Genomic DNA, 13,890 nt, shown 5'->3' with positions numbered 1-13,890 from the left:
CGCATCTGTGAATGTTGAGACGCTGGCGATTTATCGCAGATTTCTGACAAGCGAAACCGTCATTGCGAAAAAGCCGGCGTCATTCTGCCTGGGAATCACGCAGCCTTCCGGGCAAGGCGCGCCTTGATGCTGTCCACATCGGCGCGCGGGGTCGCAGCGAAAAGCGTCTTGGTGTAGCTGTGCTTCGGATCGCTGAAGACCTCCTCGCGGCTGCCATATTCGACGGCTTCGCCGTAATACATCACCATCACGTCGTCGGCGATATAGCGCACCACCGACAGGTCGTGACTGATGAAGACATAGGTCAGCTGGAATTCGTCCTGCAGATCGGCGAGCAGATTGAGCACCTGGGCCTGCACCGATAGGTCGAGCGCCGAAACCGGTTCGTCCAGCACCAGAAGCCGCGGGTTGAGCATCAGCGCGCGTGCGATGGCGACGCGCTGGCGCTGGCCGCCGGAGAACATGTGCGGATAGCGGCCGTAGTGCTTCTCCTCAAGCCCGACCTTCTTCAACATGGCCATGGCCATGTCGCGACGCTCGTCCGCCTTCATCCTGGTATTGATGATCAGCGGCTCGCTGAGAATGTCGCCGATCTTCTTGCGCGGGTTGAGCGTGCCGTAGGGATTCTGGAAGACGATTTGCACTTTGCGGCGCATTTCCGAGGTAAGGCCATCCCTGGCAATATCGACCTTTTCTCCATCAATGAGCATTTCACCTGATGTGGCCGGATCGATCATCGTGACGATCCGCGCCAAGGTCGACTTGCCGCAACCGCTCTCGCCGACGATGGCAAGTGTCTTGCCCTGATCGACCGCGAAACTGACGCCCTTGACGGCATGAACGATTCTGGCCCGTTTGAGCAGGCTGCCCGGGATATGATAGTCGCGGACGAGGTTTCTCGCTTCAAGAACAGGGGTCATCGGACAGCTCCTGCAAAGATCTGGTCGTCACTGAGAAACTCGGCAATCGTCGGTAGCCGGTCGCCGGTCGCATTGTCCGGCAAGGCCGAAAGGAGCGCGCGCGTATAGGCGCTTTTGGGGGATTCAAACAGCGACAACACGTCCGCCTCCTCGATCTTGCGGCCCTTGTACTGGACGATGACGCGGTCGGCGGTTTCGGCCACCACGCCCATGTTATGGGTGATGATGATCATCCCCATGCCATGCTCCGCCTGCAGCCGCATCAGGAGATCCAGAATTTGCTTCTGAATCGTCACGTCGAGCGCCGTCGTCGGCTCATCGGCGATCAACAGTTTCGGATTGCAGGACAGCGCAATCGCGATCATGACGCGCTGGCACTGGCCGCCCGACATCTGGTGCGGGAAATGGCTCAGCCGTTCGGCCGGATTGGGAATGCCCACCAGTTCGAAAAGCTCGATGGCGCGCGCCCTGCGGGCCGCCTTGTCGAGACCAAGATGGAGACGCAGCACCTCTTCGATCTGGAAGCCGACCGTGAAACAGGGGTTGAGGCTGGCGATCGGTTCCTGGAAGATCATGGCAATGTCCTTGCCGACGATCCTGCGGCGTTCCGACGACGACATGCCGAGCAGGTCGATGCCGTTGAACTGCAGCTTGTCGGCGGTCACCTTCGCGGTCCAGGGCAAAAGGCCCATTGCCGCGAGCATGGACACCGACTTGCCCGAACCGGACTCGCCAACGATCGCCAGCACCTCGCCCTCGTTCACCTTGAGCGATACGCCGTTCACGGCGCGGAAAGGCCCGGACGCCGTCTGGAATTCGACAACCAGATTTTCGACTTCGAGAAGGGACATCACGACCTCTTCAACTTGGGATCAAGCGCATCGCGCAGGCCGTCTCCCATCAGGTTGATGGCAAGAACGGTAATGAGAATGGCAAGGCCGGGGAAGGTCACGACCCACCAGGCGCGCTGGATGAATTCGCGCGCTTCGGCAAGCATCGTACCCCATTCCGGCGTCGGCGGCTGGGCACCCATGCCGAGGAAGCCCAGAGCCGCCGCATCGAGGATGGCAGCCGAAAAGGCAAGCGTTGCCTGAACGATCAGCGGCGCGAGGCAGTTCGGCAGGATGGTCAGGAACATCAGCCGCAGCGTCCCGGCCCCTGCCACTTTCGAGGCGATGACATAGTCCTTGGTGCGCTCCGTCATCACCGCCGCACGCGTCAGGCGGACGAAATGCGGCAGATTGACAAGCGAGATCGCGATCATCGCGTTGAGCAGCCCCGGCCCGAGAACAGCGACAAGCACGAGGGCCAGAAGCAGCGATGGGAAGGCCAGGATGATGTCCATCACGCGCATGATGATCGTATCGGTGCGGCCGCGGAAATAGCCTGCGATCAGACCGACAAGCACGCCGGAGACAACCGAAAGACTGACGACGACAACGCCAATAAACAGCGAGAAGCGCGCGCCATAGATCAGGCGGGACAGGATATCGCGGCCGACGGCATCGGTTCCGAGGAAATAGGTGAACCTGCCGCCTTCGACCCAGGCCGGCGGCAAAAGCAGCACCTCGCGGTTTTGAATGCTCGGACTATGCGGCGCCGCAAACATTGCAAAAACGGCCAGGAAAAGAATGATCAGGAACACCGCAAGGCCGATCACCGCGCCCTTGTTGCGAGAGAAATAGAACCAGAACTCGGCGAGACCGGTCGGCGGCGTGATGGTTTTGAGTTCGACAACAGCCATCGGACCCTCCTAGTACCGGATACGCGGATTGATGAACCCGTAGAGCACATCGACGATGAGGTTGACGACCATGATCACGGCGGCGATCAGCATCAGGCCGCCCTGCACCACCTGATAGTCGCGCTTGAACACCGAATCGACCATCCACTTGCCGATACCCGGCCATGAGAAGATGGTTTCGGTCAGGATCGCGCCGGCGAGCAGAACCCCCACCTGAAGTCCGATAGTGGTGACGACAGGGATCAGGGCATTGCGCAGCGCGTGGATGCCGATCACGCGGAATGGCGACAGACCCTTCGAGCGGGCGGTTCGCACATAGTCCTCGCCGAGCACCTCCAGCATCGCAGAGCGCGTCTGGCGGGCGATGACAGCCAGCGGGATCGTTGCAAGCACGATGGTCGGCAGGATCAGATAGGTGACCGCCGATTTGAAGGCGCCTGCCTGCCCCGAGATCAGGCTGTCGATCAGCATGAAGCCGGTGACCTGCGGGAAGAAGTACATCAGCGAGATACGGCCCGAGACGGGCGTCCAGCCGAGATATCCCGAGAAGAAGATGACGAGCAGCAGCCCCCACCAGAAGATCGGCATGGAATAACCGACCAGCGCGGTCCCCATCAGCGTCTGATCGAGCCAGGTACCGCGCTTGACCGCGGCCAGCACGCCTGCCGGAACGCCGAGGCAAACGGCCAGAATGATGGCGCAGAGAGACAGCTCAATGGTTGCGGGGAACAATTGCAGGAAATCGGTCAGCACGGCACGTTTGGTGACGATCGAGCTGCCGAAATCGCCTTGCAACAGGTTCAGCAGATAGTCGAAATACTGGATGTAGATCGGCCGGTCGAGACCGAGGTCGGCCATCAGCTGGGCATGGCGTTCGGGAGACATCACGCGCTCGCCCGACATCAGCATTACCGGATCACCGGGAAGCAGGCGGATGAACGAGAAAGCGATAATGGATACCCCGATAAACGTGGGGATCAGGACGGCGAGCCGTCCGAAAATAAAGCGCAACATGGGCGTTAGTCCGGTTGTGAAACCGGCGGCCCGAGGAAATCGAGCCGCCGGAAACTGCCACCACACATGCGGCGGCATAGATCGAATGAAAGATTACTCTGCGATATCAACGCCGTTGAAGCGGTGAATACCGAGCGGATCCATGACGAAGCCGGAGACCTTCTTGCTCAGCGGAACGAAGACGAGCGAGTGGTCGAGCGTGTTCCAGGGGGCTTCCTTCTTGAAGATCACCTGTGCTTCTTCATAGTACTTCGTGCGCTCTGCGACGTCGGCGGTTGCCTTCGCCTTGGTCATCAGGTCGTCGAACTCCTTGTTGCACCACTGGGCGCGGTTGTTGCCGCCGACGGCGTCGCAACCGAGCAGGGTATCGAGGAAGTTGTCCGGATCACCGTTGTCACCGGTCCAGCCGAGGATGGCCGCACCGTCGCGGTCCTTGGCGGAGGACAGCTTCAGATACTCAGCCCACTCATAGGAGACGATTTCGACCGTCACACCGATCGCGGCCAGATCGGCCTGCATCAGTTCCGCTGCCCGGCGTGCGTTCAGCATGTACGGACGGGCGACCGGCATGGCCCAGATCTTCATCTTGAGATCCTTGACGCCAGCCTCTTCAAGCATCTTCTTGGCCGCTTCCGGATCATACTTGTCGTCCTCGATGGCGTCGTTGTAGGACCACATCGTCGGCGGGATCGGGTTCTTGGCGACCTTTGCGGCCCCCTGGAACACGGCGTCGACGATGGCCTGCTTGTTGACGGCCATGTTGAGCGCCTTGCGTACTTCAGCCTTGTCGAACGGCGCAACGAGCGTGTTGTAGGCGAGGTAGGAAACGTTCAGGCCTTCCTGCTCGAGAACCGTCAGGTTTTCGTCCTTCTTCAGCTCGGCAACGTCGGCTGCGTTCGGATACGGCATGATGTGGCATTCGCCGGCCTTCAGCTTCTGCGCACGAATTGCGGCGTCGGTGGTGATGGCGAAGACGAGATCGTCGATCTTTTCCTTGCCTGCCCAGTAGTCCGGGTTGGCCTTGTAGCGGATCGCAGCGTCCGTCTGGTAGGCGACGAAGGTGAACGGACCGGTGCCAAGCGGCTGCTGGTTCATCAGTTCCATCTTGCCGTCGGCGGCGAGTTTGTCTGCATACTCTTTCGACAGGATCGAGGCGAAATCCATGCCGAGGTTTGCGAGGAACGGCGCTTCGGCGCGCTTCAGCTTGAACTTGACTGTCAGGTCATCGACCTTGGTGATCGAATCGATCAGGTCCGGGAAACCCATGCCCGAGAAATATTCCCAGGAAGCGCCGGCAACATACTTGTTCCAGGGGTTGTCAGCCTTGTACTGGCGCTCGAACGAGAAGATGACGTCGTCGGCATTGAGTTCGCGCGTCGGGGTGAAGAATTCGGTGGTCTGGAACTTGACGCCAGGGCGCAGCTTGAAAGTGTATTCGGTGCCGTCGGCGGAGACTTCATAGCTTTCAGCCAGGCCGGGTTCGAGCTCCGTCGAGCCATGCTTGAACTCCACCAGACGGTTATAGACAGTGCGCGATGACGCATCGAAAGTCTGACCGCCCGTGTAGAGGCCCGGATCGAAGCCTTCCGGCGATGCTTCGGAGCAATAGACCAATGTCTTCGACCATGCAGAACCTGCCATCAAAGTGACGATTGCGGTTGCTGCAAGGAGAGTAGAGAGCTTTTTCATGAGCTTGTTTCCCAGTTTTGTTCTTGTTCTCATATTTTTCTGACGCAGAACGCCATTGCTTCCGGTCAAGGCCGGATGGAACGACATTTGATCGCGCAATGCAATAACCGCCCAAAAAAATTTGTCCAATTGGAAAATTCTTCCGGCCAGGACAAATGGGGCGGCCATACACGACTTTTTTCCGTCGAGAGAGTAGCTGACCGAATCGACTTGGCTTTACCGCCGCTGTCAATCCCAAATTGCACGGATAGCGATCAAGCCGCCCTCATGGCATAGGGCTTCTGCGGGGCTGGGAGGACTGCCACGCCGAAGTCTGCCAGGCGGGGATAGACCGAGCGACCATATGCAGTTCTCCCTCTTCTCGCCAATCCACCGTCACAAAGCCTCAAAACCGTCGACAATTGGCTTTTTCGCTGAACTGCCAGTTGCCTAAAGTGATACGCGCGCTACACTCATATCGCGTGGTACTGGGGACGGCGGCGTCGTGGCAACTCTTTTGAACAACCACCGGCGATACCATTTCGACAACGATTTGGAGAAAGCTCTCAATCGGGTCGATTTCTTTCGAATTTTCCATACAATGTCGCTGCGTTTCGGTTTCGACCATTTCGCCATCCTGCAACTCGGCAACGAAGGTAGCGCCTGCATGCTGTCGAATCGGCTTGCACTGCATGACCTGCCGGCAGGCCTTGCAGAAGAATATGACAAACGTCATCGCTTCGGCGACTCCGTCGCCTATAAGAGCCTCCACAAGTCAGCCATTCCTTCCATATGGAAAGCCGACGACCCTCCTCACGGCCAAGGTGGCAATCTCGTGGAGCAGCTCGGTTTCGAAATGCTGATCTGCGTGCCGGTGACGGGATTGAACGGCGCGCGTTACGCGGTGCTGTTTCTTGGCGATTGCGAGGACATAGACCAGCAGGCGCATTTCGAGCTCTGTTATGATGCGGTCTGCGCGTTCGACTATTTTTACCGGCTGGTCCTCTCCAACAAGGCGGGACTGGGTCTGACGCCAAGGGAAACCGAGATACTGCGCTGGATATCTCATGGCAAAACCGCGAGCGAGATCGCCCTGATCGTCTCCGTCTCCGAACACACGGTCAACTCGCACACGGCGACGATCCTGAAGAAACTCGACGTGGTCAATCGAACCCAGATGGTAGCCAAGGCGATACGGGAGCAGATCATCCAGTGATACCCATATCGCCAATCGGAAAGAGGCATACCGCGCCGGTCTTCTTCATCAGCCATTCCACTAAAAAGAACAGCAGATCATCATGACAGAACCAATTCACATCCTGCTCGTCGATGATGATCCGGCTGAAAATCTGATCATGCGCGGCCTGATGAAAAGGGTTTCGAGCGCAGAAATCCATCTGCATTATTGCGAAACGATCGAAGCCGCCCTCGACTTCATCACATCGGGGAAGCTCGTCTCGATGGTGTTGATGGACAACCGGCTACAGCCGCAGGCAGATTTTCGCGAAACCGTGCCGGCGATGCGCCAACAGGGCTTTATCGGGCCGATCGGGGTGATCTCCTCATCCCTCGCCGACCCCTACTTCCAGAAGTTCGAGGAATACGGCGCCGATTTCCGTATCGATAAGGCGGAACTCGATCCCACTGCGATCGAATTCATCCTCAGGGAATATCTGACAAGGACATAGACCCACAAAAAAGCCCGGACAAACCGGGCTCCTTGTCTCACCTAAATCAAAGGATGAGGCTCACGCTGCTGTCTTCGGGTGGGTCAGTTGGTCGAGACCGAGCAGGAAGTTGATCTGCGGCCGGGCCTTTACCAGGTCGTCGATGGAATACTGCTGCAGGACTTCGAAGAAAGCGTTCAGCGCCTTGCGCAGCGCCGCGTTCAGGCCGCAGCTATCGACGAGCGGGCAATCGATCTCCCCCGCCTCGAAACATTCCGCCATGGCAAAGCTGTCCTCGGTCACTTTGACGACGTCGAAGAGACTGATCTCCGCCGCAGGCCTCGGCAGGCGCACACCACCGTTGCGGCCGCGGACCGTCTCGACAAGGCCAGCCTTGTTGAGCGGCTGCAGAATCTTGAACAGAAAGAGTTCGGATACGCCATATGCCCTGGCGATTTCCGGAATGCGGCTCAAATGCCCGTCATTGGCAGCGCAATACATCAGCATGCGGATTGCATAGTTCGTTTGCTTCGTCAGGCGCATTATTTACTCCCGCTCCAAATTTCTGCACCCCTCGGTCCGTGAACCGTTGAGCCTCCCGGCCTGTCGAAATCACAACGCGGAGCAGCGACTCTGCCGGTGATTTCATGACTGTCATCCTCATATAGAACGGATGACAGTTTGGAACAATTCCAAAAAGCAGAAAATCACCGTGCTGTGATCATCGCCAGTCATCCGACCTGTCCATCTTCCGATCCAGAAGATGCCTAGTTCGGTGTCTGCCGTCCCAACGACGCCGTGAAGTCGAGGATCGCCTTCTTGCGCTCCGGGGTGCCTGGATGTGTCGACAGGATATTCGTGCCCGACGTATCTCCGAGTTTTTTCTCAAGGATATCGAAGAAACGAGCAATGGCGGTGGGATCGTATCCGGCCTTTTCCATCAGTTCGACCGAATGGCGGTCGGCCGCGGTTTCCGCCGCTCGCGAATAGGACAGCGCGACCAAACCGCCGCCCTGGACAAGCAGGTCCTCGACGCTGTCTCCCACGTCGCCGGCAATCAACATGATCAGACCGGCCATGCCGGCGGCGCGGTAGATCTGCCGCAGGCTGTGTTCCAGTTCGACATGACCGATCTCGTGCGCCAATACGCCGACAAGCATTTCAGTGTCACCACCGGCAAGTTCGACGAGTTCGTCGGTGATGATCAGCGTTCCGTCTGGCAGTGCGAAGGCGTTCGGACCAATCGCTCCACCCTCCCGGAAGTTCAACGTGTAGGCAGAAGCGCCACGGGCGGATTGCGCCGCAATGCGGGCGAAGCCTTCGGAAATCGCGCGTTTCTTCGCCTCGTCCAGCCTTGTTTCGTCGAGCACGGTTCGATCCAGCGTTTCCAGCGTGCTGACCGACATCAGCCGCGGCAGGACGGGTGGCGTGACGGCAACGGCAATCTCGACCAGAACCGGCAGAGCGTAACGGTAGACCAGGCCGGACAGAACGAAAACGGCGGCAACGAAAAGCAGCAAGCGGGGATGACACCGCTCGAGCCCATGGACCAGGCCTGCACGCCTGTGCCCTCTGGCAAGCAGCAGACGGTCGATCGCATCGTTGTCGGTGGTTTCGAACAGGGAACCATCAGGAAATTCGACTCGACGGGGGATCGACCCCACCCGCGCCGAAATCTCCAGGAGTGGAAAGGCAGCGGAAGCAAGCGCTGCTTCTTCGCCCTCTTCCGCAACAGCAGCGATCTGCTCGTCCTTTAGCACCAGCCGAGCCGGCACCGACCGGCTGGAACTGCGCGGATGCCAGTCCCCGCGGCAAAGCGGCTCATCAGAAGCCAAAATCAAAACCCTCGAACTCCATGAACTCGGCGCCGACGGCGGTACCTTCCTGTTCGACAGCGGCCAGGATTTCGCCGACGTCGCCATCGAACCGGATTGCCGTATGTTCATTGACATAGCGTGCCAAGCGCACCGCCGCCCAGGGCCGCATCAGGCCGAGAGTGAGAACGGTGACGATCACGTTCGACACTGCGATCCATACATAGCGAGACCGCGACAGATCGCTTTTGAGCATATGCCTGCCATCAAAGACCGTCGAGGACAAGGCGATGTTGCGCACGCCGGCACGATAGAACAGAGCTGCAATGCCAAAGGAGAGAAGCACGGCGAGATAGCTGACGACAGCCAAAACAATGAGAGACGCGTTCATCTCGGGCGAGACGACATCCGGATTATCGATCAGTGCAGCGATAACGGAGATATTGGCAAGAACCGCGACCCCGACGATCAGCATTCCGAGAACAATGATCAGCGCCGAGAAGAGCCAGGTCTGGTAGATCGGCGCCAATCGCGGATCGGTGGCGAATGCGCGGCTGCCATAACGCAGATTGTTGCCCATGTAGCGATACATCCAGCGGCTGGCGAGCGGCGCCAGAATGCCGAGCGACAGGAAGGCCATGACCGGGCCGGCCATGAAGGCGACGAAGGCGCCGCCCATCTTGCCGGTGAAATCGAAACGGACATTGCGATAGCTGGTCACCCGGGCACTGAAGCGCAGGCCGCGCATGATCAGCCAGGGGAAGAACAAGAGAACGACAACGGCAAGCGCAATGCCGGCGATCGGGAACGCTGTCAGGAGAATATTGTAGACGATGAGGTAAGCGAAGACGATCAGCCGGCCGATGAAGATCTGCTTGCCCTTGGCGTGATATTCGAAGGCGCGGCCGAGCAGCACGGTGTTGCCGTAAAAATAACGGTTTCGCCGCACCTTCGCCCAGGCGGAATAGATGCCGAGCGTGACGATCGTCAGAAGGATATTGACGATCCAGATGCCGAAATACTCTTTGGCCGTTCCGGTGAATGACAGCCGTTGAAAGCTCTCTGACCCCCTCGACAAACGTGCCGTTTCGATCGCGCTCATGGTCGCCCCCTCTTGATAATTGCGTGCAGATCAAGAGACGGCCCACTATCCCCCGATATTCGACCGCCGGCACAACTTTTAAACGTCTATCACCACAGGTCAAATCATCTGCAGCGATCACAACGAAAAAGGGCCTCCGAGGAGGAGGCCCAATGTGTGGGAGGATGTGGATGAAGCTTACTTCATCGTCGGCATGACGAACTCGGCACCGTCCTTGATGCCCGACGGCCAGCGGCTCGTGACCGTCTTGGTGCGGGTCCAGAACTTGATCGAGTCCGTGCCGTGCTGGTTGAGGTCCCCGAACGAGGAGGACTTCCAGCCACCGAAGGAGTGATAGGCGAGCGGAACCGGGATCGGAACGTTGACGCCGACCATGCCGATATTGATACGGCTTGCGAAATCGCGGGCCGCATCGCCGTCGCGGGTGTAGATCGCGACGCCGTTGCCGTATTCATGCTTCATCGGCAGATCGAGGGCTTCCTCGTAATTCTTGGCGCGAACGACGGAGAGAACCGGTCCGAAGATTTCGGTCTTGTAGATGTCCATGTCCGGGGTCACGTTGTCGAACAGGCAGCCGCCGATGAAGTTGCCGTTTTCATAGCCCTGCAGCGAGAAATCACGACCGTCGACGACGAGCGTGGCGCCCTGTTCCACACCCTTGTCGATCAGGCCGAGGATACGATCCTTGGCTTCCTTGGTGACGACCGGGCCCATGTCGGCCTTTTCGTCGGTATGGGGGCCAATGCGCAGGCTTTCGACCATCGGGGTCAGCTTGGCGATCAGGCGATCGGCCGTTTCCTTGCCGACGGGAACGGCAACCGAGATCGCCATGCAGCGCTCGCCGGCCGAACCGTAGCCCGCACCCATCAGGGCGTTGGCGGCCTGGTCGAGATCGGCATCCGGCATGATGATCATGTGGTTCTTGGCGCCGCCGAAGCACTGGGCGCGCTTGCCGTTCATCGCGGCCGTGCCATAGACGTAGCGGGCGATCGGCGTCGAACCGACGAAGGACACGGCGGAGATGTCCGGATGCGTCAGGATCGCGTCGACCGCGCCCTTGTCGCCATTGACGACATTGAGGATACCGGCCGGCAGGCCCGCTTCGATCATCAGTTCGGCAAGGCGGATCGGCACGGACGGATCGCGCTCGGACGGCTTCAGGATGAAGGCGTTGCCGCAGGCGATCGCCGGCGCGAACATCCACATCGGGATCATGGCGGGGAAGTTGAAGGGCGTGATGCCTGCGCCGATGCCGACGGCCTGGCGGATCGAATACATGTCGATGTTCGGGCCGGCGCCTTCGGTGAACTCGCTCTTGGCGAGATGCGGAATGCCGATGACGAACTCGCAGACTTCCAGGCCGCGGATGACGTCGCCCTTGGCGTCTTCGATCGTCTTGCCATGCTCACGCGACAGCATTTCGGCCAGTTCGTTCATGTTGTCGTTCAGGAGCTGAACGAATTTCATGAAGACGCGGGCGCGGCGCTGCGGGTTGGTCGCGGCCCACTTCGGCTGCGCCGCCTTGGCGTTCTGCACGGCTGCATCCATCTCCGCCTCGCTTGCCAGCGCCACGGTGGCCTGAACTTCGCCGGTTGCCGGATTGTAGACGTTGCTCGTGCGGCCGCTGGTGCCGGCAACGCGCTTGCCGCCGATGAAATGACCAATCTCGTACATGGGTGATCCTCCTGATCTTGATTATGGTCGAAGTGTCGCACTACAATATGCACAAATCAACGCGCGATATTCAGGAACCGTTGTGCAAGATTTGATGTCAGCCCGTGATCATGAGGCCCCGCGATGAATACAGCCGTTGAGAAGATTGTGAGAATGGCGGAACTGGAAATCGATCCAGCCCAGATCGGGGCCTACACTGCCCTCTTGGCGCAGCAGGTCGAAGCCTCTGTTGCAAAGGAACCGGGCGTCCTCATGCTGCATGCCGTCTCGCTCAAGGGCAATCCTGAGAGAATTCGCATCCTTGAAGTTTATGCCAGCCAGCAGGATTACGAAGCCCATCTTCAGACACCGCATTTCCTCAAGTACAAGAGGCTGACCGCGGACATGGTGAAGTCGCTCAACCTTGTCAATGTGGACCCCATTGTCATGCGAGCCAAATGAGGAATGCTGTATGAACTGGGATGACGTCCGCATGTTCCTCGCTGTTGCCCGCAGCGGCCAGATCCTGTCAGCCTCCAAGCGCCTCGGCGTCAATCACGCGACGCTGAGCCGGCGGGTGACGGCGCTGGAGGAATCGCTGAAGACGCGGCTGCTGATCCGCCGCACGAATGGCTGCGACCTGACGGCCGAAGGCGAGATCTTCGTGCACGCGGCCGAGCGGATGGAAACCGAGATGCTTGCCGCGCAGGCACAGATCGGCCGCATCGACACGGTGATCGCCGGCACGGTGCGTGTCGGCGCACCGGACGGTTTCGGCGTCTCCTTCCTCGCGCCGCGCCTTGGCCGGCTGACGGCGCGCTTTCCGGAACTGCGTATCCAGTTGGTGCCCATCCCCCGCTCGTTCTCGCTGTCGCAGCGCGAAGCCGACATCGCCATTACGCTGGAGCGGCCGGAACAGGGCCGGTTGATCTCCTCGAAGCTGACCGACTACACGCTCGGGCTGTACGCCTCGCAAGATTATCTCGCCGCCAACGGAACACTTGAGACCATCGAGGATCTGAAGAGCCATCGTCGCATAGGGTATGTCGAGGACCTGATCTTCACGGCGTCGCTCAATTTTACCGGCGAGGTTATGCGCAGCTGGGATGCATCCTTCGAAATTTCCAGCGCAACGGGCCAGACCGAGGCGGTGCGTTCCAGCGCCGGGGTCGGCATCCTGCACAACTACATCGCCCGGCAATATCCCGAGCTGATCCGCATCCTGCCGGAGACGACGATCCGCCGGGCGTACTGGACGACCTATCACGAAAGCGCCCGCGATCTCGTGCGCGTCCGCACCGTCGCTGATTTCCTTCAGGAACTGGTGACGGCGGAGCACCGCATTTTCGTTTGAACGGTTCTGTTGCGGCAAGGGCCGACAGGAAGGCGACGTACAAATTTGAAGAGATGAAGGGGCAAAATGGTACGGTTGGGGGGTCTCGAACCTCCGACCTCAGGTGCCACAAACCTGCGCTCTAACCAACTGAGCTACAACCGCACACAAGACAGACACGCGAACCATCGTCCGGCGCCGCTTTCCGGGTCAAATACGGGCAGTCCGTATTTTTTGCAAGACATAACTTGCCGTTTGATGTGAAAAAACCGGGTGACGGATCACCCGGTTCTCTTGATGGGGCCGTACCGGCGAACCGGTGCTGGCGAAATCAGCTCTTCTTGAAGCCGGAGATGACCTTTTCGGCAGCGTCCTTGCCAGGCTTCGCGACGTTTTCGGCAACCTTGCGGGTGGCTTCCTGCATAGCCTTCGCCTGCTCGACGGCGAGCTCGGCCTGCTTGCGGATGAAGGCAGTCTGCAGTTCGAAGAATTCGGAAACCGACTTGACGCCGAGCAGCGCTTCCAGATGCGAGAGCGAGTTCTCGGCATTGGTGCGCAGGGCGTCGATCGCCTTGAGGCCGAGTTCGACCGTGCCGGACTGGGCGCTTTCGAGCGTTGCTTCAACGGTCTTGGTCGCGTCTTCGGCGGCGGTCTTCACCTTTGCATAGGCTTCCTTCGACTGTGCGGCGCCCTTTTCGGCGAAATCGCGGAAGGTCTCGGTGACCTTGGTCGGGTCGAATGCAGCCAGCGAAAAGGCATCGTCTGTTTTCTTGGTAGCCATGATCTGCGCTCCTTGGTTTGGGCCCTCTCCTGAGGCACCCGTTTGAGATGATGTCTATATAGGCGATTTCATTGTGCATTGCAATATATTTGTGCATTGCACAACAAACAAATCGGCCGGCATTAACCTTTCGCGGCGAAAGACCGGTGGCGCATGGCCCGCAAGCTGGACCCCCGCCGCCCCGACAGCTATTA

General features: G+C 59.2%; 14 protein-coding genes and 1 tRNA gene. 4 read left to right on the top strand and 11 right to left on the bottom strand.

Translation table 11 applies throughout. The features are described from left to right. Window positions 1–95: 95 nt before the first annotated feature. The 5 genes from A3AY_RS0103275 to A3AY_RS0103255 all read right to left on the bottom strand — a co-directional run bounded on the left by A3AY_RS0103275 (window position 96) and on the right by A3AY_RS0103255 (window position 5,367). A complete protein-coding gene (locus A3AY_RS0103275) occupies window positions 96–920 on the bottom strand; it encodes a dipeptide ABC transporter ATP-binding protein (RefSeq protein ID WP_018324251.1) in 825 nt (274 codons plus the stop codon). Further along, window positions 917–1,771, bottom strand: coding sequence for an ABC transporter ATP-binding protein (locus A3AY_RS34420; RefSeq protein ID WP_018324250.1), 855 nt, complete (start codon window positions 1,769–1,771; stop codon window positions 917–919). Before A3AY_RS34420 ends, A3AY_RS0103275 begins: the two co-directional genes overlap by 4 nt. Continuing rightward, complete coding sequence (locus A3AY_RS0103265) at window positions 1,771–2,664, bottom strand: ABC transporter permease subunit (protein ID WP_018324249.1); 894 nt, start codon at window positions 2,662–2,664, stop codon at window positions 1,771–1,773. The genes A3AY_RS34420 and A3AY_RS0103265 overlap by 1 nt, the downstream gene beginning before the upstream one ends. Window positions 2,665–2,673: 9 nt before the next feature. Further along, window positions 2,674–3,678, bottom strand: coding sequence for an ABC transporter permease subunit (locus A3AY_RS0103260; RefSeq protein WP_018324248.1), 1,005 nt, complete (start codon window positions 3,676–3,678; stop codon window positions 2,674–2,676). A 93-nt stretch (window positions 3,679–3,771) separates the two neighbouring features. Then, complete coding sequence (locus tag A3AY_RS0103255) at window positions 3,772–5,367, bottom strand: ABC transporter substrate-binding protein (protein ID WP_026203059.1); 1,596 nt, start codon at window positions 5,365–5,367, stop codon at window positions 3,772–3,774. A 580-nt stretch (window positions 5,368–5,947) separates the two neighbouring features. On the opposite strand from A3AY_RS0103255, the gene A3AY_RS36960 reads away from it, so the two are divergent. Beyond that, window positions 5,948–6,562: a LuxR C-terminal-related transcriptional regulator gene (locus A3AY_RS36960; RefSeq protein WP_154663241.1), complete on the top strand. Its 615-nt coding sequence runs from the start codon at window positions 5,948–5,950 to the stop codon at window positions 6,560–6,562. Window positions 6,563–6,644: 82 nt separating this feature from the next. Continuing rightward, entirely contained in the window at window positions 6,645–7,034 is a 390-nt protein-coding gene (locus A3AY_RS0103245) for a response regulator (protein WP_018324245.1), read from the top strand. Between the two features lie 60 nt (window positions 7,035–7,094). On the opposite strand, the gene rirA is transcribed toward A3AY_RS0103245, so the two are convergent. From rirA to A3AY_RS0103225, 4 genes are all read right to left on the bottom strand, one after another. Further along, window positions 7,095–7,556, bottom strand: coding sequence for an iron-responsive transcriptional regulator RirA (gene rirA, locus A3AY_RS0103240; protein ID WP_018324244.1), 462 nt, complete (start codon window positions 7,554–7,556; stop codon window positions 7,095–7,097). Window positions 7,557–7,780: 224 nt separating this feature from the next. After that, on the bottom strand, window positions 7,781–8,848 hold the full coding sequence (locus tag A3AY_RS0103235) for a M48 family metallopeptidase (RefSeq protein ID WP_018324243.1): 1,068 nt from the start codon (window positions 8,846–8,848) through the stop codon (window positions 7,781–7,783). After that, entirely contained in the window at window positions 8,838–9,929 is a 1,092-nt protein-coding gene (locus A3AY_RS0103230) for a YjgN family protein (RefSeq protein WP_018324242.1), read from the bottom strand. The genes A3AY_RS0103235 and A3AY_RS0103230 overlap by 11 nt, the downstream gene beginning before the upstream one ends. Before the next feature lie 177 nt (window positions 9,930–10,106). Beyond that, window positions 10,107–11,603, bottom strand: a complete 1,497-nt coding sequence (locus A3AY_RS0103225; RefSeq protein ID WP_018324241.1) for a CoA-acylating methylmalonate-semialdehyde dehydrogenase — start codon at window positions 11,601–11,603, stop codon at window positions 10,107–10,109. Between the two features lie 153 nt (window positions 11,604–11,756). Here A3AY_RS0103225 and A3AY_RS0103220 point away from each other — a divergent pair, with 153 nt between their 5' ends. Next, window positions 11,757–12,044, top strand: coding sequence for a putative quinol monooxygenase (locus A3AY_RS0103220; RefSeq protein WP_018324240.1), 288 nt, complete (start codon window positions 11,757–11,759; stop codon window positions 12,042–12,044). A gap of 10 nt (window positions 12,045–12,054) precedes the next feature. Beyond that, window positions 12,055–12,936, top strand: coding sequence for a LysR family transcriptional regulator (locus A3AY_RS0103215; RefSeq protein WP_018324239.1), 882 nt, complete (start codon window positions 12,055–12,057; stop codon window positions 12,934–12,936). 67 nt (window positions 12,937–13,003) lie between these two features. On the opposite strand, the gene A3AY_RS0103210 is transcribed toward A3AY_RS0103215, so the two are convergent. Then, window positions 13,004–13,080 (bottom strand) — tRNA-His (locus A3AY_RS0103210). 166 nt (window positions 13,081–13,246) lie between these two features. Then, window positions 13,247–13,696 carry a phasin gene (locus A3AY_RS0103205; RefSeq protein ID WP_018324238.1) on the bottom strand — a complete coding sequence of 150 codons (450 nt, stop codon included), beginning with the start codon at window positions 13,694–13,696 and terminating at the stop codon, window positions 13,247–13,249. Window positions 13,697–13,890: the final 194 nt, after the last annotated feature.

Origin of the sequence: Rhizobium giardinii bv. giardinii H152, assembly GCF_000379605.1 — a bacterium.
GTDB classification, from domain to species: domain Bacteria; phylum Pseudomonadota; class Alphaproteobacteria; order Rhizobiales; family Rhizobiaceae; genus Pararhizobium; species Pararhizobium giardinii.
The sequence above is the reverse complement of the archived record's forward strand: the minus strand, read 5'-3'. Positions and strand labels throughout refer to the sequence as shown.

Coding starts and splice junctions, on each gene's coding strand:
- rirA (WP_018324244.1), bottom strand. CDS start 7,556: ATGCGCCTGACGAAGCAAACGAACTATGCAATCCGCATGCTGATGTAT.
- A3AY_RS0103275 (WP_018324251.1), bottom strand. CDS start 920: ATGACCCCTGTTCTTGAAGCGAGAAACCTCGTCCGCGACTATCATATC.
- A3AY_RS0103265 (WP_018324249.1), bottom strand. CDS start 2,664: ATGGCTGTTGTCGAACTCAAAACCATCACGCCGCCGACCGGTCTCGCC.
- A3AY_RS0103225 (WP_018324241.1), bottom strand. CDS start 11,603: ATGTACGAGATTGGTCATTTCATCGGCGGCAAGCGCGTTGCCGGCACC.
- A3AY_RS0103245 (WP_018324245.1), top strand. CDS start 6,645: ATGACAGAACCAATTCACATCCTGCTCGTCGATGATGATCCGGCTGAA.
- A3AY_RS0103255 (WP_026203059.1), bottom strand. CDS start 5,367: ATGAAAAAGCTCTCTACTCTCCTTGCAGCAACCGCAATCGTCACTTTG.
- A3AY_RS0103205 (WP_018324238.1), bottom strand. CDS start 13,696: ATGGCTACCAAGAAAACAGACGATGCCTTTTCGCTGGCTGCATTCGAC.
- A3AY_RS34420 (WP_018324250.1), bottom strand. CDS start 1,771: ATGTCCCTTCTCGAAGTCGAAAATCTGGTTGTCGAATTCCAGACGGCG.
- A3AY_RS0103230 (WP_018324242.1), bottom strand. CDS start 9,929: ATGAGCGCGATCGAAACGGCACGTTTGTCGAGGGGGTCAGAGAGCTTT.
- A3AY_RS0103260 (WP_018324248.1), bottom strand. CDS start 3,678: ATGTTGCGCTTTATTTTCGGACGGCTCGCCGTCCTGATCCCCACGTTT.
- A3AY_RS36960 (WP_154663241.1), top strand. CDS start 5,948: ATGTCGCTGCGTTTCGGTTTCGACCATTTCGCCATCCTGCAACTCGGC.
- A3AY_RS0103215 (WP_018324239.1), top strand. CDS start 12,055: ATGAACTGGGATGACGTCCGCATGTTCCTCGCTGTTGCCCGCAGCGGC.
- A3AY_RS0103220 (WP_018324240.1), top strand. CDS start 11,757: ATGGCGGAACTGGAAATCGATCCAGCCCAGATCGGGGCCTACACTGCC.